17 protein-coding genes and 1 rRNA gene are annotated in these 22801 nt (G+C 60.4%); 13 read left to right on the plus strand and 5 right to left on the minus strand.

All coding sequences use genetic code 11. The features are described from left to right. Positions 1 to 125: ribosomal RNA gene (locus tag KTAU_RS21810) — 23S ribosomal RNA — on the plus strand; the annotation flags it as partial. 191 nt (positions 126 to 316) lie between these two features. On the opposite strand, the gene queG is transcribed toward KTAU_RS21810, so the two are convergent. The 3 genes from queG to KTAU_RS12665 are packed head-to-tail and all read right to left on the minus strand — an operon-like array spanning position 317 to position 3705. Then, positions 317 to 1576, minus strand: a complete 1260-nt coding sequence (gene queG, locus KTAU_RS12655) for a tRNA epoxyqueuosine(34) reductase QueG (RefSeq protein WP_151728748.1) — start codon at positions 1574 to 1576, stop codon at positions 317 to 319. Between the two features lie 34 nt (positions 1577 to 1610). Continuing rightward, a complete protein-coding gene (locus tag KTAU_RS12660) occupies positions 1611 to 2567 on the minus strand; it encodes a DUF2705 family protein (RefSeq protein WP_170293268.1) in 957 nt (318 codons plus the stop codon). A 28-nt stretch (positions 2568 to 2595) separates the two neighbouring features. Continuing rightward, entirely contained in the window at positions 2596 to 3705 is a 1110-nt protein-coding gene (locus KTAU_RS12665) for an ABC transporter ATP-binding protein (protein ID WP_228026446.1), read from the minus strand. Positions 3706 to 4109: 404 nt separating this feature from the next. Here KTAU_RS12665 and KTAU_RS12670 point away from each other — a divergent pair, with 404 nt between their 5' ends. Continuing rightward, entirely contained in the window at positions 4110 to 5258 is a 1149-nt protein-coding gene (locus KTAU_RS12670) for a nuclear transport factor 2 family protein (protein ID WP_151728750.1), read from the plus strand. A 460-nt stretch (positions 5259 to 5718) separates the two neighbouring features. Further along, positions 5719 to 6798, plus strand: a complete 1080-nt coding sequence (locus KTAU_RS12675; protein ID WP_151728751.1) for an Rv0361 family membrane protein — start codon at positions 5719 to 5721, stop codon at positions 6796 to 6798. Positions 6799 to 6973: 175 nt separating this feature from the next. On the opposite strand, the gene hutU is transcribed toward KTAU_RS12675, so the two are convergent. Continuing rightward, positions 6974 to 8677 (minus strand): urocanate hydratase, encoded by a 1704-nt coding sequence (hutU, locus tag KTAU_RS12680; RefSeq protein ID WP_151728752.1) that lies wholly within the window; start codon positions 8675 to 8677, stop codon positions 6974 to 6976. Positions 8678 to 9443: 766 nt separating this feature from the next. Here hutU and KTAU_RS12685 point away from each other — a divergent pair. Continuing rightward, positions 9444 to 10658: a M20 family metallopeptidase gene (locus tag KTAU_RS12685; RefSeq protein WP_170293269.1), complete on the plus strand. Its 1215-nt coding sequence runs from the start codon at positions 9444 to 9446 to the stop codon at positions 10656 to 10658. Positions 10659 to 11211: 553 nt separating this feature from the next. After that, positions 11212 to 13044, plus strand: a complete 1833-nt coding sequence (locus KTAU_RS12690) for an FAD-dependent oxidoreductase (RefSeq protein WP_151728754.1) — start codon at positions 11212 to 11214, stop codon at positions 13042 to 13044. Positions 13045 to 13237: 193 nt separating this feature from the next. Here KTAU_RS12690 and KTAU_RS12695 read toward each other — a convergent pair whose 3' ends face one another. After that, the gene (locus KTAU_RS12695; protein WP_151729143.1) at positions 13238 to 14095 is read right to left on the minus strand and encodes a DUF1028 domain-containing protein; all 858 of its coding nucleotides are present in this window, start codon (positions 14093 to 14095) and stop codon (positions 13238 to 13240) included. Between the two features lie 640 nt (positions 14096 to 14735). Between KTAU_RS12695 and KTAU_RS12700 the strand changes: the two genes are divergently transcribed. The 8 genes from KTAU_RS12700 (at position 14736) to KTAU_RS12735 (ending at position 22694) form a co-directional block, all read left to right on the plus strand. Further along, a complete protein-coding gene (locus tag KTAU_RS12700) occupies positions 14736 to 15404 on the plus strand; it encodes a sigma-70 family RNA polymerase sigma factor (RefSeq protein ID WP_151728755.1) in 669 nt (222 codons plus the stop codon). After that, positions 15385 to 16686, plus strand: a complete 1302-nt coding sequence (locus KTAU_RS12705; protein ID WP_151728756.1) for a hypothetical protein — start codon at positions 15385 to 15387, stop codon at positions 16684 to 16686. Before KTAU_RS12700 ends, KTAU_RS12705 begins: the two co-directional genes overlap by 20 nt. Before the next feature lie 294 nt (positions 16687 to 16980). After that, the gene (locus KTAU_RS12710) at positions 16981 to 17211 is read left to right on the plus strand and encodes a helix-turn-helix transcriptional regulator (RefSeq protein ID WP_069802127.1); all 231 of its coding nucleotides are present in this window, start codon (positions 16981 to 16983) and stop codon (positions 17209 to 17211) included. A 169-nt stretch (positions 17212 to 17380) separates the two neighbouring features. Beyond that, a complete protein-coding gene (locus KTAU_RS12715) occupies positions 17381 to 18625 on the plus strand; it encodes a PQQ-dependent sugar dehydrogenase (protein ID WP_151728757.1) in 1245 nt (414 codons plus the stop codon). Between the two features lie 104 nt (positions 18626 to 18729). Further along, on the plus strand, positions 18730 to 19353 hold the full coding sequence (locus KTAU_RS12720) for a TetR/AcrR family transcriptional regulator (RefSeq protein ID WP_151728758.1): 624 nt from the start codon (positions 18730 to 18732) through the stop codon (positions 19351 to 19353). Positions 19354 to 19413: 60 nt separating this feature from the next. Next, positions 19414 to 20202: a heme ABC exporter ATP-binding protein CcmA gene (ccmA, locus tag KTAU_RS12725; RefSeq protein WP_151728759.1), complete on the plus strand. Its 789-nt coding sequence runs from the start codon at positions 19414 to 19416 to the stop codon at positions 20200 to 20202. After that, positions 20199 to 21368: an ABC transporter permease gene (locus KTAU_RS12730; protein ID WP_151728760.1), complete on the plus strand. Its 1170-nt coding sequence runs from the start codon at positions 20199 to 20201 to the stop codon at positions 21366 to 21368. The genes ccmA and KTAU_RS12730 overlap by 4 nt, the downstream gene beginning before the upstream one ends. Positions 21369 to 21419: 51 nt before the next feature. Then, the gene (locus tag KTAU_RS12735; RefSeq protein WP_151728761.1) at positions 21420 to 22694 is read left to right on the plus strand and encodes an FAD-dependent oxidoreductase; all 1275 of its coding nucleotides are present in this window, start codon (positions 21420 to 21422) and stop codon (positions 22692 to 22694) included. The last annotated feature ends 107 nt before the right edge of the window (positions 22695 to 22801 follow it).

The raw sequence follows: 22801 nt of genomic DNA on the forward strand, positions 1-22801 counted from the left end.
CCGCTCCAGGCTGGACCCCCAGCCGGAGATAAGGTCCCAGGAAGATCACCTGGTTGATAGACCGGAGGTGGACACCTGGTAACAGGTGCAGCTGACCGGCCCTAATGACCGAACGGCTTGTGCCTTCCTATCCATTTCATGGCGCTGCGTTCTTGGCCGAATGTCGCTGACTGGCTTGTAGCTGCTGTCTGCTCTCTCTCGGCAAAATTGAGGCAAGTGTCTCGCGATCAGTTGTCTCTCACCGCTTATTGAGTGGGCAGTCGGTAACTGCTTCTCCACGTGAGAAAAGGCGTAATCAGCGCCTTTTTTTCTTTCCTTAATTCTTGCCGTCCAGCATGGTCAGTGCCTGCAGGATCTCTTGACGAACCTCTGGATCTTCTTCCTGTTCAAGCCGCTCTCTGAGCGCCCGCCGAGCCTCCTCTCCCCCGATGCACCCTAGTGCCCAGGCTGCATGCCCGCGCACAAGGGCCTCTGCGTCACAGAGGGCTTGAATCAGCGCCGGTACGGCCCGCCTGTCGCCAAGATTTCCTAGCGCTACACAGACATTACGCAGCAGACCACGTCGCTTGGCCCGCCAGATAGGTGTATGACGAAAGCGGGCGCGGAACTCCTCTTCGCTGAGGGCCAGCAGCGGGATTAGCTCGGGTACGCCGCCAACCTGGGGCCGCGGGCGGAACTCATCGCGCCTCCTCAGCCACATCTGCGGTCGCTGTCTGGATCTCACCGCTGCTGCTTCCGTCTTCCCATCTCCGGCCTGCTCCGCTGTTCGTCCGGCCTGGCGCAGCCCGAGGCGCTTCTCCACAACCTGATTGACGGGACAGACCTCCTGACAGATGTCGCAGCCGAAGATCAGGTTCCCCATGAGGGGACGTAGCTCTAGCGGGATGCTACCGCGTAGCTCGATCGTGAGATAGGAGATGCAACGCCGGTTGTCCAGCACATAGGGAGCAGGTAGCGCTCCCGTAGGACAGGCGTATAGACAGCGTTCGCACTTACCACAGTTGGCTTGCAGTGGCTCGTCTGCAGGAAGTGGCAGATTTGTCACAATCTCGGCAAGAAAGACCCAGGAACCCCAGCCGCGTGTGAGAATGGTCGTGTTTTTGCCATACCAGCCGATGCCTGCACGCTGGGCGACGGCGCGGTCAACCATGCGCCCGGTGTCGACGAACAGTCGTGCTTCTAGCTCTTGCCCGGCCTCACGACGCGCATATTCCCGCAGCCAGTCGGCAAACTGCTTCAGCTTGGGCTTGATGATCTCATGGTAGTCCTCACCCCAGGCGTAGCGCGAGATACGGCCCCGTGGCTGGTCATCCTCTGGCTCCTCCGGCGGCTCGCTGAGGTAAGACATGGCCAGGGCAATGATCGAACGGGCCTCCGGCAGGAGGGCGTCGGGATGGCAAGAGACTTCCGCTCGCTCGCTGGTGAACCAGGGGAGGCCGTCCATGAGTCCCGCCGCAATACGCTCCTTGATGACGCGCTCTGTCTCGGGGAATGCTTCTGCCCCTGTGATCCGCACGAGGTCAAAGCCCAATTCATAGCCATATGCTTTGATCGGGGCGGCATCGAGCATCTTCATGGCTGGGCCTCGCTCGATTCTGTTTCAGTCAAGGTCAGTTGGTGATGTCTCGCCTATGGTTCAGCCAGCCAGCAATGCTCAGGAGGAGCACGATGTAGGCGAGCAGCACTGTAAGAGCTTCCGCATCGGGCAGTGTAGAGATACTACTACTCCCAAAGATATAATACCCCTGATGAGCCATCAAGGTAGCGAGATTGTTACCGATCAGGTAGTCGGGAACAGCGCGCAGGAAGGCGCTGACTGGGCCTTGTACCAGCTCGCTGCTCAGCTGGCAGATTTGCCCTATGATCGGCTCTAGCAGATACCAGACGATGCCTCCTCCAATACCCGCAGCACTGGAGCGACCCAGGATGCCGAAGAAAAGGGCAATGACAGCGAAGATGAACCAATTGAACATAGCCAGAAGCAGAAAAAGGCCAGTATGAAGTAACCAGCTCGTCGTGAGAAAAGGGGCTGGACTCGGCGCCTGTCTGAGAAGACTGAGCAGGTAGCCAATCACCAGGCCGCTGATGCTCAGACCGCTGATGCCCACGATAGAGCAGATGAGCATGGCCCCAACCTTGGCAAGCAGAAACTGCGTGCGTGTGGGCCCTCGGGTGAAGAGCAGGCGAATCGTTCCCTGAGTGTACTCGCCTCCAGCTGTGCTTCCCGCGATAATAATAATTAAAATGGTGAAAGGTGTCAGGGCTGTTTGCACGGCAATATTGAGAGAGGTGGGAGGCAGGAGCAACCTGACTACCTGGCCACTCCCGTCTCCTGTTGAGAAGAGGAAGAGGGCAAAAAAAACGAGCAGGGTGGTTAGCAAGGTGATCAGGACCGAGATTCGCGTAAGCGGACGGCGGCGAAGCTTGTAGAGTTCCATCGCGGTCAGACGCAGCAGAACGCTCAGGTAGTCGCGCCGACCCAGGAGAACCGGCGCGCTGGCAAACTGCTCGGCTAGCGGCTGGCCCTCTCTAGCTGACGTAGAAAGACCGGTGTCTATGGGATGCATAGGCTCTGTTTCTCCTCGCTCCTTTCGCTTACTGACGTTTCCCTTCTCCCGGCACGATTCTGCCATATGGCGCAGGGGCTGGAAGGCCACCGAAGGCAGAGGCCGCTGCCCCGTGGGATTGCGCAGCCGCCGTGAGTTCAAGGAAGGCTTCTTCCAGGCTACCCTCCTGGGGATGGATTTCTGCCGCGAAAAGGTTCCGCTGAGCCAGTAAGGCATTAATCTCTGCAGAGCGCTCCGCGGGCGCCTCGACACGCAGTGTTGTTGCGACCTCCCCTCTGGCCTCGCTCGCCTTTCCAGGCTGCTCGCTGGGGCCGACTCCCGCCGCTACAATGGCTTTGATCCAGCTGGCTCCGCGCTCACGTGCCTCCTGCAAGACCTGCAGGGCCGCCCGGGCCTCGGCAGCGCTGTTCATACGAATCAGAATGTGCTCGCTCTGGCGCAGGAGAGCGCTGACGTCACCTTGCTTGATCAGGTTGCCCCGGTGCAGAATGGCTACGCGATTACAGACCTGCTGAACTTCGTGTAAAATGTGGCTGGAGAGAAAGATGGTCTTTCCTTGCTGGGCCAGACGCACGATTAGCTGGCGAATCTCAACCATGCCGACCGGGTCCAGGCCGTTGGTTGGTTCATCCAGGAGGATCAGCTCAGGATCGGTCAGGAGAGCCGCGGCGATGCCGAGCCGCTGCTTCATACCGAGCGAGTATTTGTGATAGGCTAACCCGGCCTGGGAGCGCAATTCGACCAGTTCAAGGATCTCTTCGATGCGCTTGTCGGTGAGAGGATGCCGCGCCATGTCTGAGGCCGCGGCGATGATGCGCAGATTGTCTCGCCCGGAGAGGTAGGGATAGAAGACGGGCGTTTCAACGACAGCACCGATGCGCCGCAGGATGCGCGGAAGCTGATATTGGGTGTCCATGCCAAAGATAAAGGCGCGCCCCGCTGTGGGACGGATCAGCCCCAACAGCATCCGAATGGTGGTGGTTTTGCCCGAGCCGTTGGGGCCGAGAAAGCCGAAGACGTCGCCTCGCATCACGCGCAGATTCAGATCGTTGACTGCCACGAGGTTGCCAAAGGCCTTTGTGAGTCTGGTGGTGCTGATAATGATGTCATCTTCTTCGGTGAGCATGATGTCGTTCACGCTTTGCTCCTTGTGACGTGCTCGCCCCTGAAGGCCAGTTGTGTCAGCTTTGCTGCATACTTCAGCCTGCGGCGCGCGCCGGGAGTGAAAGGTCGGCGCCGATCTCGCGCCGGAGCCAGTCACTGGCTAGCTTTGGTTCCTCTGCTGCTGTGGCGCTCTTGCTGTCTCTTTAGTATGCCCTGTTTGCCCTATGCTGGCAAGTAGCTGGCCAGTAGCCTGTATGGCTCTATTGCCGTCCTGCCTGCCCTGTTGCTCAACGCAAGGGAAGGTTGCTCTGTTGGCTCTCGCCTTTGACATCCTGGTCGGTGGCTGGCTGAGAGGCAGGGTAAGAAGCGAGGAAAGGATGTTACTTTGCCTGATGGGGGGGACGGAAGGGTGGAGGGACGGAAGGAAGAGAGGCGCCGATGTGGTCTATTGATCCTGATAATGGGCGTTTGCCAGATCTGCATGCCGGTTCCAACGGTCATGCCAGTGGTCAGATAGCGTATGGCGGTCCTGAGCCGCCGTGGGCTGTGACGGCTGGCAAGTCGAGCTGGTCACCGCCAGCGCCACCAGCCAGCGGAGGGCGTCGGCGCGCGAGTCGACGGCTACTCCTGGTCGTTCTGGCTGCAACTCTGCTGCTGGCGCTGATTGCTGGGGCGGCCTTCTACTACAGGTCTGCACTCCGTTCAACTCCAGAACAGTCATTAGCCGCTTTTTGTTCTGCTCTGAGCCAGGGTGATCCTGACTCGGCCTATCACTATCTGGACTCAGCTTTGCAGCGTCAGGCTTCTTTTCTGGTCTTCGCTGGCGTGTTGGGCAAGACCGAGCGCTGTAGCTATGAGGCCTTGCATGTGCAGGGGACAACGGCGACAGCAGTGCTACGACTCACCAGTGCTGGTCAGCTGCAGACCCAGCAGGTCGGCCTGAACGAGCAGGGCGGAACCTGGCTGATTAGCGAGGACGAGACGCTCACAGCGCTGCCGCGCTCGCTCAGTGCCTTGTGTTCAGGATTGGAAAGAGGAAAAGCTGAAGCCGCTTACGCAAAGTTGACTCCGCTTTTTCAGCATCATGTCTCTCTGGGGCTTTTCCGCTTACTCGTGGATGGTATCACCTCCTGCTCCTCACAGCTTGAGACGGTAGCCCCCAGCCAGGCCAAGGCCCTGGTCGTGGTACGCTACCAGACGGAGGCCCAGCCGGAGCAGGGCACGGCCCTGCTGGTACCTGCGACGGACGACTGGTTGATCGATGCTCTGTCGTCTTTGTCGACGCCGGAGCGCTCCCTCTTGAGTTTCTGCAAGGCGTTGCAGCAGGGCACTTATGACATCGCCTATGAACTACTCAGCCTGGACTTCCAGGCCCACTTTGGCGGCCTGCGTCAGTTTGTCAACGTGGTTAATCCGGTAATCAAGAGCAATGGGGGGATCAAGAGCTGCTCCGTGGGAGCGGTGCAGAAAAAAGCTGATCGGTTCATTGTGAATGGAGTCATTACCTATGCCAATGGCAAAACGGAAACGGATGAGGATGAGCTGGTGCTGGAGGCTGACCTCTGGCGCCTTAATTCTCTCTCCTGAGTACCCTTGACAGGGGCATGGTCCAGCCCTGGGCATAGCTCTCCTTGAAAAAAGTACGCTTGCTGCGTTTTTTGGAAAGGGATAAGCAAGGGTGAACTGTGCCAGGCAAGACGGGAGTTTCCTCTGGAGTATGGCGAAGATTGGGCTGCCAGAACACCTCAAGCCGATTGTTTGTCACTCTAAATGTTCCAACCACTTCTTGTTTGAAGTGAGCGAGCGAGGCCAGCCAAGAAGAAAAAGGCTTCTAGCCGTGAGGCAATCGCAGACCGGCCAGGGGCAGGCTCAAGTCAGTGAATGACGTGTCGAAGCCACATCAGCTTTGCTTGCGTAGTAATCAGTGGTGCAGTCACAGGGCGGAGCAGTCTGGTCCACTGTGACCAAGGTGTTCTGGTCGGGTGAATGGCTCTAAGCAGACAAGCGGGAAGGACGTAGACCTCGATAAGGAAGAAGGAGTTCTCTAGTGGAAGCCAGCTTGAACGGCCCACAGGGGCGTATCACCCTGGGGCCGGGCGTGACGACTGTGGGGCGTGCGCCCGATAATCAGATTCGTTTGAATGATCAACAGGTTTCTTCACACCATGCGGAATTTCGGGCTGAAGATGGAGGGTACAGCCTGGTTGATCGGGGCAGTACCAATGGCACTTTTGTCAATGATCAGCGCCTGACCAGTCAGGTTCCCTGGCGACTGAACTCGGGCGATCGCATTCGTTTTGGCGAGACAGTCTTTACCTATGAGGTTGCTGGAGCTGGGAGCGAGGCCGAGGAGCGTACGGTGGTGGCTGGTTCACCCGATCAGTTCCAGCCCTCTCCGGCAGCGCCCTCCTATCCTCAGCCAGCATATCAGTCGCCTCCTGCTGCTGCCTCTCCCCTCCAGGGGCAAGGCTATGCACAGCAAGGAGGCTGGCAGGCTCAGCCTTATGGAGGGCCATCTCCCCAGGGCTATGGCCAGCAGCCGCCGGCAGGCCCGCCAGGCTATCCCGCGCAGTCGCCACCCTATGGGCCGCCTCCCCAGGGAACCCCAGCCTTCCCCAGCCAGGCAGCTGGTTATCCCCAATTTCCACCGCAGCCGCAACCACAACCACGACGCAGGGGATGCACAGGTTGTCTGATAGCCGGCCTCCTGGTATTGGTGCTTTTGGTGCTTGCTCTGGTGGTGGTACTCTTTAATCCACTCAATTTCCCTGGGCCTCTCGGCTTGCTTGCTTCTTCGCCTCAGAAGACAGTTGATACCTTCTGCAGCGCTCTGAAGAAGAGTGACTATCATACGGCCTATGGGCAATTCTCATCCACGCTGCAGGCTAGTGAGAGCGAGCAGCAGTTTACTCAAGCTTTTCTGACTATAACGACTCTTGTGGGACCAGTTACCAGTTGCTCGGCCACCAATTTCCAGCAGAATGGGGACCATGCCACTGCTCAGTTATCGTTGACCTTCCAGCGAAGTCCGCGCGTAGTGACGGGCACAATGAACTTTGTGCGTGAAAACGGAACCTGGAAGATCGATCGGGCCCCGCAGACGCAGAGTCAATTGCAGAGCACCTAGCTCAGTGGTGTGAAGCGTCAGCCTGGCGGACCTGCTAAGGGAGAGAAAGCTGGCCGGTCACGCAGTGTGCAAAATTGCCAGTCTGAGAACACTGCGTTGCCGGCCAGTGCTTTTTTTGCGGCAGGAGCGTGGTCAGCTCGGAGAGAGGTTACTGTTGAGGGGGCGACCCTCTGGCTTACTCCCCTGGAGACATGGGCATCTTGAGACCCCACTGGCGAGCGCAGGCCAGAGCTTCGTCATAACCGGCATCGACGTGGCGAACAACCCCAATACCAGGATCGTTAGTGAGCACGCGCTCCAGACGGCGGGCCGCTTCGGGGTTGCCATCAGCGACGATAACCTGACCGGCGTGTAGCGAGTAGCCGATGCCGACACCGCCGCCGTGGTGGAAGGAGACCCAGGTAGCGCCCGAGGCCGTATTGAGGAGGGCGTTGAGAATGGGCCAGTCGGCGATGGCGTCGCTGCCGTCCTTCATGCCCTCGGTCTCGCGATAGGGAGAGGCGACGGAGCCGCTGTCCAGGTGGTCGCGTCCGATGACGATGGGGGCCTTGACGATACCGCGCGCAACTAGCTCATTGAAGGCCAGGCCGGCTTTAGCGCGTTCGCCATAGCCGAGCCAGCAGATACGGGCTGGCAGCCCCTGGAAGTGGATCTTCTCGTGGGCGAGGGTGATCCAGCGGCGCAGGGCCTGATCATCGGGAAAGAGTTCAAGGATGGCCTCATCGGTGCGATAGATGTCCTCGGGATCACCTGAGAGGGCAACCCAGCGAAAAGGTCCCTTGCCCCGGCAGAAGAGAGGGCGAATGAAGGCAGAGACGAAGCCGGGAAAGTCCATAGCGTGCGGCTCGCCTGCTGCCAGGGCCTGGCCACGCAGGTTGTTGCCGTAGTCGAAGACGACAGCGCCACGTCGCTGCATTTCAAGCATGGCGCGTACCTGGCTGACGAGCGATTGGCGAGCGCGCTCGATATAGCTCTGGGGATCGCGCCGGCGCAGGTCGTTGGCCTCGTCCAGGGAGAGGCCAGCGGGAATATAGCCGTTCAGGAGGTCATGGGCGGCGGTCTGGTCGGTGACCAGATCGGGAATGATGTTGCGACGGACCAGCTCGCTGTAGACCTCGGCTGCGTTGCCAATGAGGCCGATCGAGAGCGGTTGGCCGTTATCCTTGGCCTCGCGGATCTGAGCCAGAGCCTCGTCGAGGGTGCTAGCCATCTCGTCGCAGTAGCCGGTCTGCAGCCGGCGCTGGATGCGTTGCGGGTCAACCTCGACGGCCAGGCAGATTCCTTCGTTCATGGTGATGGCCAGCGGCTGGGCGCCGCCCATGCCGCCAAGACCGGCGGTGAGGACGAATCGCCCCCGGAGTGTGCCGCCGAAGTGCTGACGCGCGGCCTCGGCGAAGGTCTCGTAGGTGCCCTGGACGATGCCTTGAGAGCCGATATAGATCCAGGAGCCGGCGGTCATCTGCCCGTACATGGTCAGTCCCAGGGCTTCGAGGCGGCGAAATTCGTCCCAGGTGGCCCAGTGGGGGACGAGGTTGGCATTGGCGATGAGGACACGCGGCGCGTCGCGCTGGGTGCGGAAGATGCCGACTGGCTTGCCCGACTGGACAAGCAAGGTTTCGTCATCTTCCAGCTCTTTGAGGGCGCGGACGATGGCGTCGAAGGCTTCCCAGGAGCGGGCGGCACGTCCTGAGCCGCCGTAGACGACCAGGTCGTCGGGCCGCTCGGCTACCTCGGGATCGAGGTTATTCATGAGCATGCGCATGGCTGCCTCTTGCTGCCAGCCTTTGCAGGAGAGCTGCGTGCCTCGCGGGGCGCGGACGGTGCGCGGTCCACTGGTGCCCGGCTGCCTTGCCGGGCCTGAATGCTCGTGCTGCGACATGCTGTACTTCTTCCTTTCCAGGTTGAGTTGATTAGTTTCTGTGGGTGTTGAGTTAGGGCAAGGTTGTCTACTGCTTGCGGGCGGATTGTTGCCTGCTTATGTTATACAATCTCCCCCTGGCCGGTGGAAGGTGGGGGAGTGCCGGGGATGTCCTGCTGCCTGTCAGGGGGATGGGCATGGGAAACTGCCGGACAGATCGAGGCAGCGAACGAGCATAACGAGCAGAGCTGCTGCGATGCGCCTGTGATAGAGAGAAAGACTTGTCGGCTTTCACTAAGCAACCCTCCAGTGGTCTTGATCAAGACACAGGATATGGGCGGTCTTCCTCATCCTGCAGGTAGTTGGTGTTGCAGGTAGCAGAACAGGGGCAGAGGGTGAGCAACCTTCCGAGAAGGGAAGTGCCTCCTCGACTGCCCCAAAGGTTCTTCTGACAAGGAGGGGGCAAGTTGATAAAGGAAATCCCGAAGAGTGCTGCTCGAGGGAGCAGCCGAGTCCTGTCCTGGCTCCCTGCGCCAGACTGTCCGCCCTCAGCGGGTGGCTGTCCCTGGCCCGAACCCTCTCTGCGTCAGGAGAAGGTAGCTGCAAAGGGTCTGATTTCCTTATTCCCAGACTGCCCGGCCTTAGAGAGACTCAAGGTATGCCCATGATAGAGCGATGTACCACAGATGAAAGACAAATGTCCTCCAAACCCTTGACAAGAGGTCACATCTCATCTATCCTCTCGTTCAATTACAAGAAACAAGCCCTGGCTCGTGGGGAGGCAGTCATGGATTTGCACACACTTGTCCTAAGCGTTGAAGACTATGTCCGCCAACGATTGGCGCGCTATATTGATGAGCTGAGCACCCTCTGCGCTTTTGAAACCTTCACCTTTCATAAAGCTGGCATTGATCAAGCAACGAACTGGCTTGCTGCCCGTCTGCAAGCCCTTGGCATGGAAGTCACCATTGTCGAGCGCCAGGAGTGGGGGAATGATCTGCTAGCCAGGTTACGCGGTCAGAGCGATCGCGACGATGTGGTGGTCCTCCTGGCTCACAGCGACACCGTCTATCCCGTGGGCACTGCTGCCGCACGTCCCCTGCGCCGAGAAGGCAACCGCCTCTACGCCCCCGGCGTCTGCGACATGAAAGGCTGCATCCTGGCGGCGCTCTACGCCCTCGAAGCCTTGCAAGCTCTCAACTGCCGGCCCTTTGGCGAGCTGCGCTTCCTCTGCGTCTCCGACGAAGAAATCAACGTCCGCCACTGCGACGATCTCATGGAGCAGGTTCTCCATGACGCCCACCGTGCTCTGGTCCTGGAGGCTGCCCGTGCCAATGGAGCCATCGTCAGTGCGCGCAAAGGCAACGCTGGCTACACCTTGCGCGCCTACGGCAGAGCCGCCCACGCCGGCGTCGAACCCGAAAAAGGCCGCAACGCCATCATCGAACTGGCTCATCAGCTGCTCCAATTTGCCAGCCTCTCAGGCTGGCGCGAGGGCCTCACCATCACGCCGGGCCTCATTAGCGGCGGCAGTGCCACCAACGTCGTCCCGGACTACGCCGAAGCTCGCTTTGACCTGCGCTTCCTGCACCTTGAGGATAAAGAGGCTACCGAAGAGCGCTGGCTGAGACTACTTCAGCAGCAACGCGTCCCCGGCGTGCGCCTGGAGCTAGAAGAAGATCCTCATCTCAAGCATCCCCTGGTCTGCACCCCTGCTGCGCGTTGCATGGCAGAGCAGGCCCAGGCTATTGCCGCACTCCTGGGCTTTCCCCTGGAGCATGTCCTGACTGGCGGCGCCTCTGATGCCAGCTACGCCGCCCTCTATGGAGTACCAGCCCTCGACGGTCTTGGTCCCATTGGGGGCAACGATCACAGCCCCGATGAATACCTGGTGCTGGACAGCGTTGCCCCGCGTGCTGCGCTCCTGGCCGGCCTCATTGCCGCGCCGCTGCCTGCCGAGGCCGGAGCCGAAGAGGCCGCTGCCATCCATCACACGCACTAAATGTGGCCCAACAGCAAATGGGAAGCCGACAGGCGACAGCGTCAGGCTCAGAGTCAGGGCGACCTGGCAGCAGCGTCAGCAGCGTAACCGCTCAATCCAGGCAATTTCAGGCAGCCTGATAGCCAGGCTCTGGCCTCTTTGCGCCTTGTTCCTCTCCATGCGCTATGCTATAATCTGACGGACGGAAGAAATACACCGCCCCGCAAAGCGGTCCAGTCTCGTCAATAGCCAACGCTAGCAAAGCGAGCAAACCAAAGCAAAGCAAGCTGAACCTGTGCATTGACCGGAAAACCGGAGAGGGAAGGGGAAGCCTGGCGGGGTCGCCGAGAGCCTCAGCCGCTCGGCAGGCAGAAGGAAAGGCCGCAAGCAAGCGAGTGAAGCGAAGCGAAGCAGTCCGGTAAGCGGATACCCAGAGAGAGGGCAAGAAGGATAGGATAAAGAGAGGCGAGTGCCCCGCGGCCCGCGTTGGCTTCCATTCGTTCAGGCAGAGCCGAAAGGTGACTCCGGGCAACTAGAGCAAGTAACCGGATGCTCAGGAAAGGATTCTCCCGCTATGATTGATCCTGATCGCGAACTGGAACCCCGATACCAGTCCTTCCTGGCCAGCCCTGACTGGTATCAAACCAATATACCGTGCCAGGTAGGCTGTCCAGCGCATACCGACGTCTCAACCTACATCGGCCTCATCTCGCAGGCGCGCTTTGACGAGGCCTACCTGCTCAACCGCAAAGCCAACGTCGTGCCGGGCGTCCTGGGGCGCACCTGTGCGCGCCCCTGTGAGCCGGTCTGCCGGCGTAACAAGATCGACGGCAAGCCCATTGCCATTTGCTGGCTCAAGCGTGCCGCCGCCGATCATCGCCAATTCCGCCATCGCGCCGAGCGGCCCCCGATCACCAAAGACAAGAAAGTCGCCGTCGTTGGGGCTGGGGCCGCCGGTATCGCCTGTGCTCGTGATCTGCGCGAGATGGGCTATCCAGTGACCATCTACGAAGCCGATCCCGTGGCTGGTGGCGTCATGGTCAATGGCATCCCGATCTGGCGCCTGCCGCGCAGCGTCACCTACGAGGAGTGCAACGAGTACATGGAGGACCTCGGAGTCGAGGTCGTCTATAACACACGCGTCGGGCGCGACATCCAGCTCACCGACCTCCTCAAGCAGTATGATGCCGTCTTTCTGGCCGCCGGCTGTTATATCTCCAACCCGATTACCGGACCAGACGGGAAGGTCGTCCCCGGCGCCGATCTTGTCGGCGTCATGAACGGCATTGAGTTTCTGGCCAAGACCAACTATGGTGAACCGGTCTTTGTCGGCAAGCGCGTCGTCGTCCTCGGCTCCGGTTTCACCGCGATGGACTGTTGCCGTACCGCCATCCGCTTCGGCGCTGAGAAAGTCTACGTCATGTACCGCCGCTCCAAAGAGGAGCAACCAGCCGACGAGTACGAAGTTGATGAAGCGATTCGCGAAAACGTTGAGTTCCAGTATCTGGTCACGCAGACCGAAATTCTGAGCAAGGATGGCGTCCACGTCAGCGGCATCAAGTTTGTGCGCAACAAGCTCGGCGATCCTGACTCCAGCGGACGCCGCCGTCCGATTCCCATCCCAGGCAGCGAGTTTGTCCTCGACGATATCGACATGGTGATCGCCGCCTTCGGTCAGTATAGTGATTCCTCCTGGATTCCGGCCAAGGAGCTGAATCTGGAGGTCAATCGCCGCACCGGCGTGCCGCTGATCGACCGCGAGACCTGGATGACCAGCTACCCCGGCCTCTTCGCTGGCGGTGACTTCACCGAAGGCTCGCGTAACCTGATCTCGGCCATCGCTGACGGACGCGATGCCGCCATTGCCATCAACCGCTATCTCGGCGGGCAGGATAAGCCGGCGGAGCCACCTGAAGAGATCGAGCTGCCCGACTACCGCCGCGGCATGGTCGATGACTACGAGTCGATCCCGCATGAAAATATTCCGTCGCTGCCTGTCAAGGAGCGCTATAGCTATACCCGCGAGACCGAGACCGGCTATACTCCCGAGCAAGCAGTCATTCAGGCCCGGCGCTGCCTGCAGTGCCAGCTCAACATCATGATCGATCCCTCGATCTGTATCCTCTGCTCGGGCTGTGTCGACATCTGTCCGTACGACTGCATCAGCATGGAAGGTCTCTCGCGCGTGGTCAAAGGTGATCCGCTCCATCAGCTGGCCGAGACCTGGCAGGGCGGCGCCGACATGATCATCGACGAGGAGAAGTGCATCCGCTGCGGCCTGTGCATCGTGCGCTGTCCGACCGACGCCATCTCGATGGTGCAGTTCGAGGTCGCCAGCCCCAACGACCGCTGGACCGTCTCCAAGATCCCGGTGCTCAACCGCGGCCAGGCCAACGCCAGACGCTGATGCAGCGCTCAGCTCAGCCCAACTGAGCCTGATAGCGCTGCCAGACGCAGAAGAGCAAGTAAGCAGGGGGAGCTGCCTGCTTTCTGGGCAGCTCCCCCCTCACTCAGTAGCGCACTGGGAGGGAGCGGGCCGCCCGCTTTTCGCCATCCAGCGGGCACCCGCTCCCTTCTCAGGCGGAACCGCTGCCGTGACGCTAACTACCCAGACGCTCGCGCATAAAGGTCAGCACCACGCGATCGATGCGCTTCCCTTCCAGCCAGCGCTCTTCCAGATTCTCGCGCCCACAGAAGTGCCAGAAAGCCTCACGTGTCTGCTCGTCAAAGACACCCGAGAGCGGGCCGTGGTAGTCACCGCTGCGCGTCAGTAGTTCCTGCAGCTCGCGTGCGATGGCCCCATCGATCGGCAGGATATCCTGGGGATCAGGGGGAAAGAGATAGAGTTTGTGCAATTGCAAGAGGCGAGCCAATTCCTCAATCGGACGAGCATGATCATCGACGCGCAGGTCAATGAAGCGATCGTTGAAACCCCCGTAGCCACCCTTCTCGCGGACCACCAGCAGAGCCGCGGACTGCTGGCCACGACTGTCGCCGCCAGCTTCCTGGCCTGCGGCTAAGGCTGCCAGCAGGCGATCGCAGAGCTGGCCCGACGTCTCTTCAAAAGTGCGCGCCATCGCGTTTACCGTTTCCTCGCTCACCAAAATATTGCCCTGGCAGGCATAATGCTCGCCGACGCGCCCACCGGCCCAGGGGAAGCATTCGCTACCAGTATAGGTGACCGGCGCGCCGCTGACGGGCACAATGCCAACCTGGCGCTTGGCGCGCTCGGCGTCGTCCGCCAGCAGCTGCTCCAGGGTCCCAGCTGCCGAAAGACCACGGGCCAGCAGCTCTAAACCGCGTGGGCCATAGGTGGTGTTGGCCCAGGATTGGGTGGCGATGGCACCGACGCCGGCTTTGGCCCAGGGAACGACGGCTCCCACGGCCAAAAACTTCGACTGGACGGCAACGCCTAGCTCACCCGTCTGCGGATCACGGGCAACGATGGAGAAGGTCATCTTCAGGCACCCCTTACGTGAAGCTGGTTGGGTTGGTTGAAGCTCTGGTGTTGAGGTATTATAACATGCCCAGCCGCTGGAAGTAAGCGAGCGCTGATACAGAATCGCGAAGAAAAGCGATGGGTGGGGGAGGGCGATGAACGAGGGAGGAGGAGAGTCGGGAGAGGAATCTTCACCACTGGCTTCCGGGGCACTGGCGGCCTTGACTTTCAGCAAGCTTTCCGTCACAATGGAAAAAACGCCATCACTGGCAACAGCAAGCAACAAGCGGTAGTACTCACGCGCGGGAGAGGGGAGTAAGTAGCCCACACGCCGGAGAAAATGCAAGGAAGCAGTATGGGTCTAAGAGAAAGAAGGAAGCAAGCGCCGGATTCGCCTACGAAACCTGATAGGTGAGCAGGCCAGAGAAGGTGAAGAGGAGGGGAGGACGGGCGAGGTCCGCAGCGGCTGAGTATGTGAGAAGCCCCGCAAGGCGGGGCGTAGTATGTTGTTGGATGATGGCGCAGCACCACCACTCGGTATATCCCCCGGCCAGGGGCGCTGCCGCGGTGCGCGGTGACGCCGCACGACTTGCTGAAGAGGTGGTCGGCAAGCAGGTCCTGTTTTTGGGAGGATATACCTGATATCCCAAGGAGCGAGCATGGTGCGACAGGACTGGTCGGATGAAGACCTCGTTCAGCAGTTGAAGGAGCGCAATCCCGATGCCCTGGAAACCCTCATTGCGCGTTACTCGCGCGAGATTTATTATTTTATTCGGCTGATTCTCAATGGCGTGGGGGTGGTCCAGGATGCGGAGGAATGCGTCAACGATCTCTTTGTGGCTGCCTGGCAGGAGATCGAGACCTTCGATGCCAGTCGTGGTACGCTCCGTACCTGGCTGACGATGCGCGCGAAGTACATTGCGCTGGACCGACGCCGTCAGCTCTGTCGACGACAGGTGCACGCTGTCCAGCCGGCGGAGGAAAATGGCCAGTGGGCTGCTGCCGATGGCAGCGGTGGGCGAAAAGGGAATCGATGGGGTGGCCAGGAACCAGAGAATCGCGTTCCTTTGCCTCCTCATCCTGATACCAGCATGGAGCTGCTGCTGGAACAGAATGAAAGGCGCGAAGAGTTGCGCCTGGCCTTGGCGACGTTGCCTGAGCTTGACCGCTACCTGATCTATCAACGCTATTTTCGGTTCGCCAGCACGGAAGAACTGGCGGCCAGAACAGGTCTCACTCGCCACGCGATCGATACCCGCCTGTGGCGAGCGCGGAAGAGCTTGCGCGAGGCGCTCAAGGAGTATGCACATGAGTATGAGCGAATTTGAGGAGCAGGCAGAGAACAGGGAATGTCGCGATGCTCTCTCTTTCTCATTCGGTGGCCGCAGGGTGACGCTTCCTCCCGATTTCAGTGAGGAGGAAGTGGCCTTCGCCCAAGAGCTAGATACGCTCTTCTCCCTCCCCGAGGAGGAGATTCCGCCATACTTTGTGCATACCTTACTTGAGTCTGAAGATCCACGTTTTGCACCGGTCGATTCTGGTTTTGAGCAAAGAATACGTGCCCGCGTCTTTCAGCGTCTGAAGCTGCAGCGTCGTCTTTTTGCTCTGGAGGAGAGACGTCTCTGGAAAGAGCTGGTGCGCGGGGTGGGCCTGAGCCGACGCTTCCTGCTGGCCAGTGCCTCGCTCCTGCTCTTCATGATTCTGACGATGGTCATTACTGCCCCATCGTTCGCCTCTGGGCTGGTGATTCTGCTGCAGGGGGTCCAGAGCGGCGTCTATCCGGTGCATGGTCCGTTGACGCGACCTGTGGTCAGCTCGCCTCTCAATGCGACCACAGGCCACAACGATCAGGTGAGCTTACTGGCCGTTCAACGCGAGCTGCATTTCCCTCTCTATTGGCCAGCAGAGGTCCCTGATCACTATGTGTTACGCAACATTTATCTCTACAGCGACCACGTGCGCGACTGGCCCGTGTGGACTGACGGGCCGATGGTGGAGTTCCGCTACTCCTTAATGGCGCCTGGTACCCCCTGGCATGATGCGAGCGAGTTGGCGATCCGCGAGTTTAAGCCCCAAGGCCAGGTTTATCAGGTGGTGGAGGCCGATGCCATTCACCCTCTCCAGGTCGATAGCCAGGGACGCGCGGCGGCCATCTATATTGAAGGTCAGTGGGTGACCATTAATACCTACGCACGTCGCTGGATCTACAACGGTCATTGCGAGCTGCTTACTCAGCGCAATGGCGTCGTTTTCTGGATTGCTGGCCAGTGCTCGCCGCAGACGGGCCTCAATGTGGAGACCTTGCTCTCTGTCGCAAATTCCTTGCAGGAGCTGCAGATACAGCATCTGCTGCATACCGGCGTCTCGCTGGTCTCGGCGACAGCCCTGAATCGCTATCTGCCTGGTCCCTTCGATGGCGTGATCCTCTCGCTCTCGCTCGATAGCAGCCTCGATAGCCCTTATCTCCGTCTGGTTGGCCCGGATCAGCCTGCCGATAGCTTGGGCCAGGCCAAGATCTCGTCATCTCATGGCTCACCGGTCCAGAGTCATCAGAGTGCCAGCGGCCATACGACGGCTGTTTCTTCCCAGACGGGCCAGCATCATTCCTAGCTAGAGGAGCGCCGGGCGGGCGGGCCAGCCTCTCCTGTTCTGTCCTGTCTATCTCGCGGCTCTGCGCGGGTCTTCTCTGAACTGGTTTTCTGGCGTGGTTCCTCTCTGGACAAGGACCGGGCTGATCTGGTATCCTCTAAGAAGAGAAGCACGATTGTGGCGCTGCTCATTTCGCGCGCTAGCTTGCTCGCGAGGGAAGAGCAGCAGCGCGATCTTGCTCAAGATGGTGCTTCGCTCTGCAACGACGCTGAGCGGCGCCAGGAGGAAGGAGCTTATCCTCAAAGGAGAGGGTCTATGAAGGCACAGGCTACGCAAAGGAAGGCCCAGTCTCGACGGCGCGGTCTCCCCAACCTCCGTCTCTGGCGACAGCGTCGTGGTCTCAGCATCGGTCAATTGGCTGATATGACTGGGCTGCGTCGGACGACGATCGCTCACCTGGAGGACGGGCGCGAGGAGCCTCAGCCTTATCACGTTCGTCTCTTAGCGCGTGTTCTGGAGATCTCTCAGCTGGAGCTGGTCTCTTAGCCAGTCTGGCTGGCAGGCCAGGGCGGACGGGTTGGCTGGCGCTGAGGAGCCTGCCGTTATTTCACGGTTCTGTACTCTTTTGAGAAGCGTCACATGGCTTTGTTCTTGCTTGCATGGCCCTGTGGGCAGCTGACAGCTCAGTGCAGGCCCTGACCAGAACGAGAATGTTATGTCGAACGAAGAGGAACACCTGCCGGTCACAAGTGGTCAGCCGGTACAGCCGACGCGTCGCCGCGGACGGCGGCGCCTGGTGATGGTTCTCTCGCTCCTGGTGGCCGTGCTGGTGATCCTGGCCGCTCTGCTCTATAGTCAGCGGGCGCTGGTGCGTAGCTTGTTGACTGGCTCGCATTTCGTGGGCGGCAATGCCTCCGTCGCCTCTCTGCACCTTCCCCCGGGCTTCAGCGCCACGGTCTTTGCCCAGGGTCTGTCTGCTCCTCGCTTTATTACCTTCAGCCCTGATGGCACACTCTTTGTGGCCGAGCGCGGCACCGGGAGCATTGTGGCCTTGCCCGATCCAACGCACAGCGGGAAGGCCGCCCGCCGCGTGGTCGTGGTCTCGGGCCTCAACGATCCAACCAGTCTGGTTTTCTATCGGGGCGCCCTCTACGTGGGTGAGGCTTCACGCGTGACGCGCTTTACACTAGATGCCTCTTTCCATGTGACGAGCCGCAAGGTGATTGTCCCCAACCTGCCCACTGGCGGCAACCATGTGACGCGCACGGTCTTGATCGGCCCCGATGGTCGCCTCTATGTCTCGATTGGCTCCTCTTGCAATGTGTGTATCGAGTCGGACCCCCGCCGTGCTACAGTCATGGTCTTTAACCTCGATGGCAGCGGCGGCAGGATCTACGCTCGCGGCCTACGCAATGCCGTCGGCATGGCTATCAATCCGTGGAATAACCAGATCTGGGTGACCAATAATGGCCGCGATCTGATGGGCGATAATACGCCGCCGGAGACAATCTATGCCCTGCAGGACGGCGGTAACTATGGCTGGCCGCGCTGCCAGGCCGGCGATATCATCGATCCCGACTATGGTCACCCCGGCGATTGTCGCGGCGTGGTGCAGCCGCTGGTGAAGATGCAGGCCCACTCGGCTCCGCTGGGCCTGGTCTTCTATACGGCTAATCAGTTTCCCGCTCACTACCACGGTCTCTTTGTGGCCTTCCACGGCTCGTGGAACCGCACAGTGCCAACGGGCTATAAGGTGGTCTTTATCCCGCTCGATGCCCACGGCGCGGTCGCTGGCCCAGTCGAGGATTTCGCTACCGGCTGGCTGCTGAATAATAACGATGCTACGGGGCGCCCCGTGGGCCTGGCCGTTGATCCTCAAGGCTCCCTCTATGTGAGCGACGATAAGGGCGGCTATATCTATCGCATCAGCTATACGGCTTCCCCGACCGTCGATCCCTGATCCTGCCAGCCTCTCCGCTCGCCCATGCTGGTAGACTTGACAATCCCTCTTCCCTGGTATATCATATTAATTAATCAGTCAGTTAAATCGTGGGATAGAGAGAGATGGCACGTCGGCCCAAGACGGAAGGAACAGAGGATCGCCGCGAGCAGATTATCGATGCCGCGCTGCGGGTCTTTGCGCGCAAGGGCTTCGCTCGGGCGACCAATAAGGACATCGCTCGCGAGGCGGGGATTACGCCAGGGCTGATCTACTACTATTTTGCCGATAAGGAGGCCCTCTTGCAGGCAGTGATTGAGAGCCGCTCGCCGCTGCGCCTCTTTGAGCAGCTGGAGCCGGCTCAGTGGGATGCACCCCCTCCCGAGTTTCTGCGCTCAATCCTGCTCCAGGCCCTGGACGTTATCGAGAGCGAGCAGGTCATTAGCCTGATCCGTACAGTCCTCTCGGAGCTGCTCCACGGCGAGGAGATCCCGCTCCTACCAGGGCTGTTCCTGCCACGCATCATCGATGTTCTGCAGCGCTACCTGCGGCTGCAGCAGGCGAAAGGCGCTTTACGCCCGGAGATGTCGATCGAAGAGACGGCCCAGGTGCTGCTGAGCGCGATGATGGGGCTGGTGATGCGCCGCCAGGTATTGCGCGACGCCAGTGTGCTGCGTTATTCGCACGAGGAGCTGGTGTCACTCGTCTTGAAAGCCCTCCTGCCGGGCCTGCTGCCGTCGGACGGCTAAGCTCTTTTTTTTGCCTCGTTTATTAATTAGTCGGTCAGTTAGTAGAAGGAGGAGAGCAACATGGCTGAGAGCAGCCAGACCGGGGCGCACTCGCTGGCAACGGGCGCTAGTGAGCCGCTGGTTGTCTGCGAGGAAGTAGTCAAGGTCTTTGGCAAGCTGTGCGTACTCGATGGCCTCAACCTGACCATTGGAACGGGCGAGACCTTCGGGCTGGTGGGACCCAATGGCTCCGGCAAGACAACGCTGATGCGCATTCTGGCAGGTCTGGTGCGTCCGACGGCGGGCAGCGTGCGCGTACTTGGGCGGCGTATGCCTGAGCCGGCGGTTGCTGCCTCGATCGGCTACATGACCCAGCTCAGCGCGCTCTACCTCGATCTGACGGCCCGCGAGAACCTGCGCTTCTTTTGCAGTATCTATGGCCTGCGCGGTCAGGAGCGCGAGCGGCGCATCAATGAGATCCTGGAACGGGTCGAGTTGAGCGCCAGTGCTGATCGGGTGGTGGCGACCTTCAGCGGCGGCATGCGCCAGCGCCTCTCACTGGCCTGCGCACTCGTGCATCGTCCGCGGCTGGCCCTGTTGGATGAGCCGACGGTCGGGGTTGATCCCGAACTGCGGCGCTCCTTCTGGGACTACTTCGCCCAGCTCAATGGCGAGGGCACGACCATTGTGGTCTCAACGCATCACCTCGATGAGGCGGCACGGTGCAGCCGGCTGGGATTGCTGCGCTTCGGCAAGCTGCTGGCCTGCGGTACACCACAAGCGCTGCTGGCAGAAGCTGGCACCAACGATATGGAGGCGGCCTTTCTCCACTATGCTGCTCGTGAACGGCGTAAGGAGGTCACAGCATGAGTGGGGCGCGTATTCTAGCCTTGACGACGCGCATTATGCGGCAGATCGTGCGCGATCGCCGAACGCTGGCCCTGGTCTTTCTCGTGCCCTTGCTTGTGATGAGCGTGTTGTATGTCGTGCTCACGGGGAGCAGCGGCAGTGTCCCCACGCTGGCCCTGGTGCGTCCCACGGGGGCGGGCAGCGAGACGCTGAATGCCCTGATCGATCGCCTGCTACCGCCGGCCTCGCGCCTGAAGACGATAACGATCGCAGCCGGTGAGGTGGAGAGTGTCCTCAACAAGGGCGAGGCCGACGCGGCGCTGATTTTCCCGGCGGATCTGGCGACCCAACTGGCGCGCGGCGAGCATCCCAGGCTGCAGCTTGTGCTTGAAGGGTCTGATCCTTCTGTGGCCTCGGCCATGCGAGAGAACGTCACGGCTCTGGTGCGTCAGCTCGATGTGGCCCTGGCGCAGGCCCAGAGTCAGAGAGGTCAGGGGCAGCAGGGAGCGGTGCCTCCCGTCAATGTGCTGGCGACCTCAGTGCTGACCTTGGCGACGCCACGCTACCTGCATGGTGGCCCGGACTATACCTTTAACGACGCTCTGGCTCCGGTTTTTATCGGTGTCTTCTCTTTCTTCTTCGTCTTTCTGCTCACCTCGGTAGCTTTCCTGCGCGAGCGTTCTCAGGGGACGATTGAGCGGGTGTTGGCCTCGCCCCTGAGCCGCGGCGAGCTGGTCATGGGCTACGTCTGTGGGTTCACCCTCTTCGCCCTGGTGCAGGCCGTCGTCGTCCTGCTCTTCGTGATCTTTGTGCTGCGAGTGCACTATCAGGGGAATCTCGGTCTGGTCTTTCTAGTGGCGATCCTGCTGACGGTGAGCGGCGTGAACCTGGGCATTTTTCTCTCGACGTTTGCCCAGAACGAGTTTCAGATCATCCAGTTTATCCCTTTGGTCTTTGGGCTGCAGGTCCTGCTCTCGGGGATCTTCTGGCCTGTAGCGCAACTTCCTGCCTGGCTGCAGCCCGTTTCCTATCTCCTCCCTTTGACCTATGCCAATGAGGCCCTGCGCGATGTGATGCTCAAAGGAAGCGACTTCGCTCAGATTGCTCCGCAGCTGGCAGCGTTGCTGGTCTTCATGTTGCTGATGATTGGGCTGAGCGCGGTGACCGTGAGGCGTCAGGTAGCCTGATGAGCAAAGAAAAGCTGTGTCAGGTCACAGATCAGAAAGGAGGGTCTGCCCATGTTAGAAGAGACTGGTGTCCCGCGACTGGCAGCTCCTGAAGGAGAGGAGAAGGCCGGATCGCCGGCGGGGCAGGAAGTGGCCTGCTGCATTATCGGGGGAGGCCCCGCCGGATTGATGCTTGGCTTGCTGCTGGCGCGTCAGGGTATCTCTGTGCGAGTGCTGGAAGCGCATGGGGATTTCGACCGCGATTTTCGGGGGGATACCGTGCATCCCACGGTCCTGGAGATCATTGATCAGCTGGGCCTGAGCGAGGGCCTGCTAGCGCTGCCCCATAGCCGCGTGCAGCAGTTTGGTCTGCAGACCGAGGATGAGTGGCTCGTGCTGAGCGATTTTGGCCTCCTCCCGACGCGCTATCCCTACATTATGCTGGTGCCCCAGGTCGACTTTCTGACGTTTCTGGCAGGCGAGGCCCAGCGCTGGCCAGCCTTCCAGTTGGAGATGGGGGCGCGTGTCGAAGAGCTGCTAGAGCGGGAGGGGCGTGTCGTTGGTGTGCGCTATCGGACGCGTGAGGGCTGGCGCGAGGTGCGAGCGCTGCTGACGGTCGCCGCCGATGGTCGCTTTTCACGGATACGACAGCTTGCCGGTTTTCAGCCAGTGAAGACTTCGCCACCGATGGACGTCCTCTGGTTCCGGCTCCCGCGCCAGCCGGAGGACCAGCTCAGCTCGGGCGATCGCTTCCTGCGCGGGAGGGCCGTCATCGTGCTTGAGCGCGGCACCTATTACCAGCTCGGCTACCTTATTCCCAAAGGAGGATATCAGCAGATCCGTCAGGCAGGATTGGCGGCCCTGCGCCGAGAGCTGGCGAGCTTTCTCCCTCCAGAACTGGCAGCTCGCCTGGAAACCCTCCAGGAATGGAGGCAGATCGCAGTCCTCACGGTTGAGTCCAGCTATCTCAGGCGCTGGTACCGCCCGGGGCTGCTGCTCATTGGCGATGCGGCGCATGTCATGTCGCCGGTGGCCGGCGTGGGCATTAACTATGCCATTCAGGATGCCGTAGTAGCGGCCAATATTCTCAGCAGTGCTCTGAAGCAGGGGACCGTGAACACGAAGGATTTGGCGCGTGTGCAGCGGGCGCGCCTCTGGCCGACACGGCTGATGCAGCGTGTCCAGGAGCAGATCCAGAGACGGATCATTGCCTCTAGCCTGGCGAAGGAGGGGGAGCGCTTTCGCCTGCCGGCTTGGTTCCGCTGGCTGGTGCGACGACGGCTTGCTCGGCTGCTGCTGGCGTACTTTATCGGGCTGGGGATACCTCGGGTCAGGGTGGCGGCCTGAACGTGGCTTGAGGTGATTGAACGTGATGCAGGGATATGCTCCCTGCGTAGCGCCTCAAGAAGGCTGACAGGCGCTGCGCAGGGAGCAAGTGGATGGGAGTTGTTTTT

The organism is Thermogemmatispora aurantia, assembly GCF_008974285.1.
GTDB classification, from domain to species: domain Bacteria; phylum Chloroflexota; class Ktedonobacteria; order Ktedonobacterales; family Ktedonobacteraceae; genus Thermogemmatispora; species Thermogemmatispora aurantia.

What these genes read in the sequence shown, in the direction of transcription:
- KTAU_RS12700 (WP_151728755.1), top strand. Translation starts at nt 14,736, where the DNA reads ATGGTGCGACAGGACTGGTCGGATGAAGACCTCGTTCAGCAGTTGAAG.
- KTAU_RS12685 (WP_170293269.1), top strand. Translation starts at nt 9,444, where the DNA reads ATGGATTTGCACACACTTGTCCTAAGCGTTGAAGACTATGTCCGCCAA.
- KTAU_RS12705 (WP_151728756.1), top strand. Translation starts at nt 15,385, where the DNA reads ATGAGTATGAGCGAATTTGAGGAGCAGGCAGAGAACAGGGAATGTCGC.
- ccmA (WP_151728759.1), top strand. Translation starts at nt 19,414, where the DNA reads ATGGCTGAGAGCAGCCAGACCGGGGCGCACTCGCTGGCAACGGGCGCT.
- KTAU_RS12710 (WP_069802127.1), top strand. Translation starts at nt 16,981, where the DNA reads ATGAAGGCACAGGCTACGCAAAGGAAGGCCCAGTCTCGACGGCGCGGT.
- queG (WP_151728748.1), bottom strand. Translation starts at nt 1,576, where the DNA reads ATGAAGATGCTCGATGCCGCCCCGATCAAAGCATATGGCTATGAATTG.
- KTAU_RS12670 (WP_151728750.1), top strand. Translation starts at nt 4,110, where the DNA reads ATGTGGTCTATTGATCCTGATAATGGGCGTTTGCCAGATCTGCATGCC.
- KTAU_RS12720 (WP_151728758.1), top strand. Translation starts at nt 18,730, where the DNA reads ATGGCACGTCGGCCCAAGACGGAAGGAACAGAGGATCGCCGCGAGCAG.
- KTAU_RS12735 (WP_151728761.1), top strand. Translation starts at nt 21,420, where the DNA reads ATGTTAGAAGAGACTGGTGTCCCGCGACTGGCAGCTCCTGAAGGAGAG.
- KTAU_RS12730 (WP_151728760.1), top strand. Translation starts at nt 20,199, where the DNA reads ATGAGTGGGGCGCGTATTCTAGCCTTGACGACGCGCATTATGCGGCAG.
- KTAU_RS12715 (WP_151728757.1), top strand. Translation starts at nt 17,381, where the DNA reads ATGTCGAACGAAGAGGAACACCTGCCGGTCACAAGTGGTCAGCCGGTA.
- hutU (WP_151728752.1), bottom strand. Translation starts at nt 8,677, where the DNA reads ATGTCGCAGCACGAGCATTCAGGCCCGGCAAGGCAGCCGGGCACCAGT.
- KTAU_RS12690 (WP_151728754.1), top strand. Translation starts at nt 11,212, where the DNA reads ATGATTGATCCTGATCGCGAACTGGAACCCCGATACCAGTCCTTCCTG.
- KTAU_RS12660 (WP_170293268.1), bottom strand. Translation starts at nt 2,567, where the DNA reads ATGCATCCCATAGACACCGGTCTTTCTACGTCAGCTAGAGAGGGCCAG.
- KTAU_RS12695 (WP_151729143.1), bottom strand. Translation starts at nt 14,095, where the DNA reads ATGACCTTCTCCATCGTTGCCCGTGATCCGCAGACGGGTGAGCTAGGC.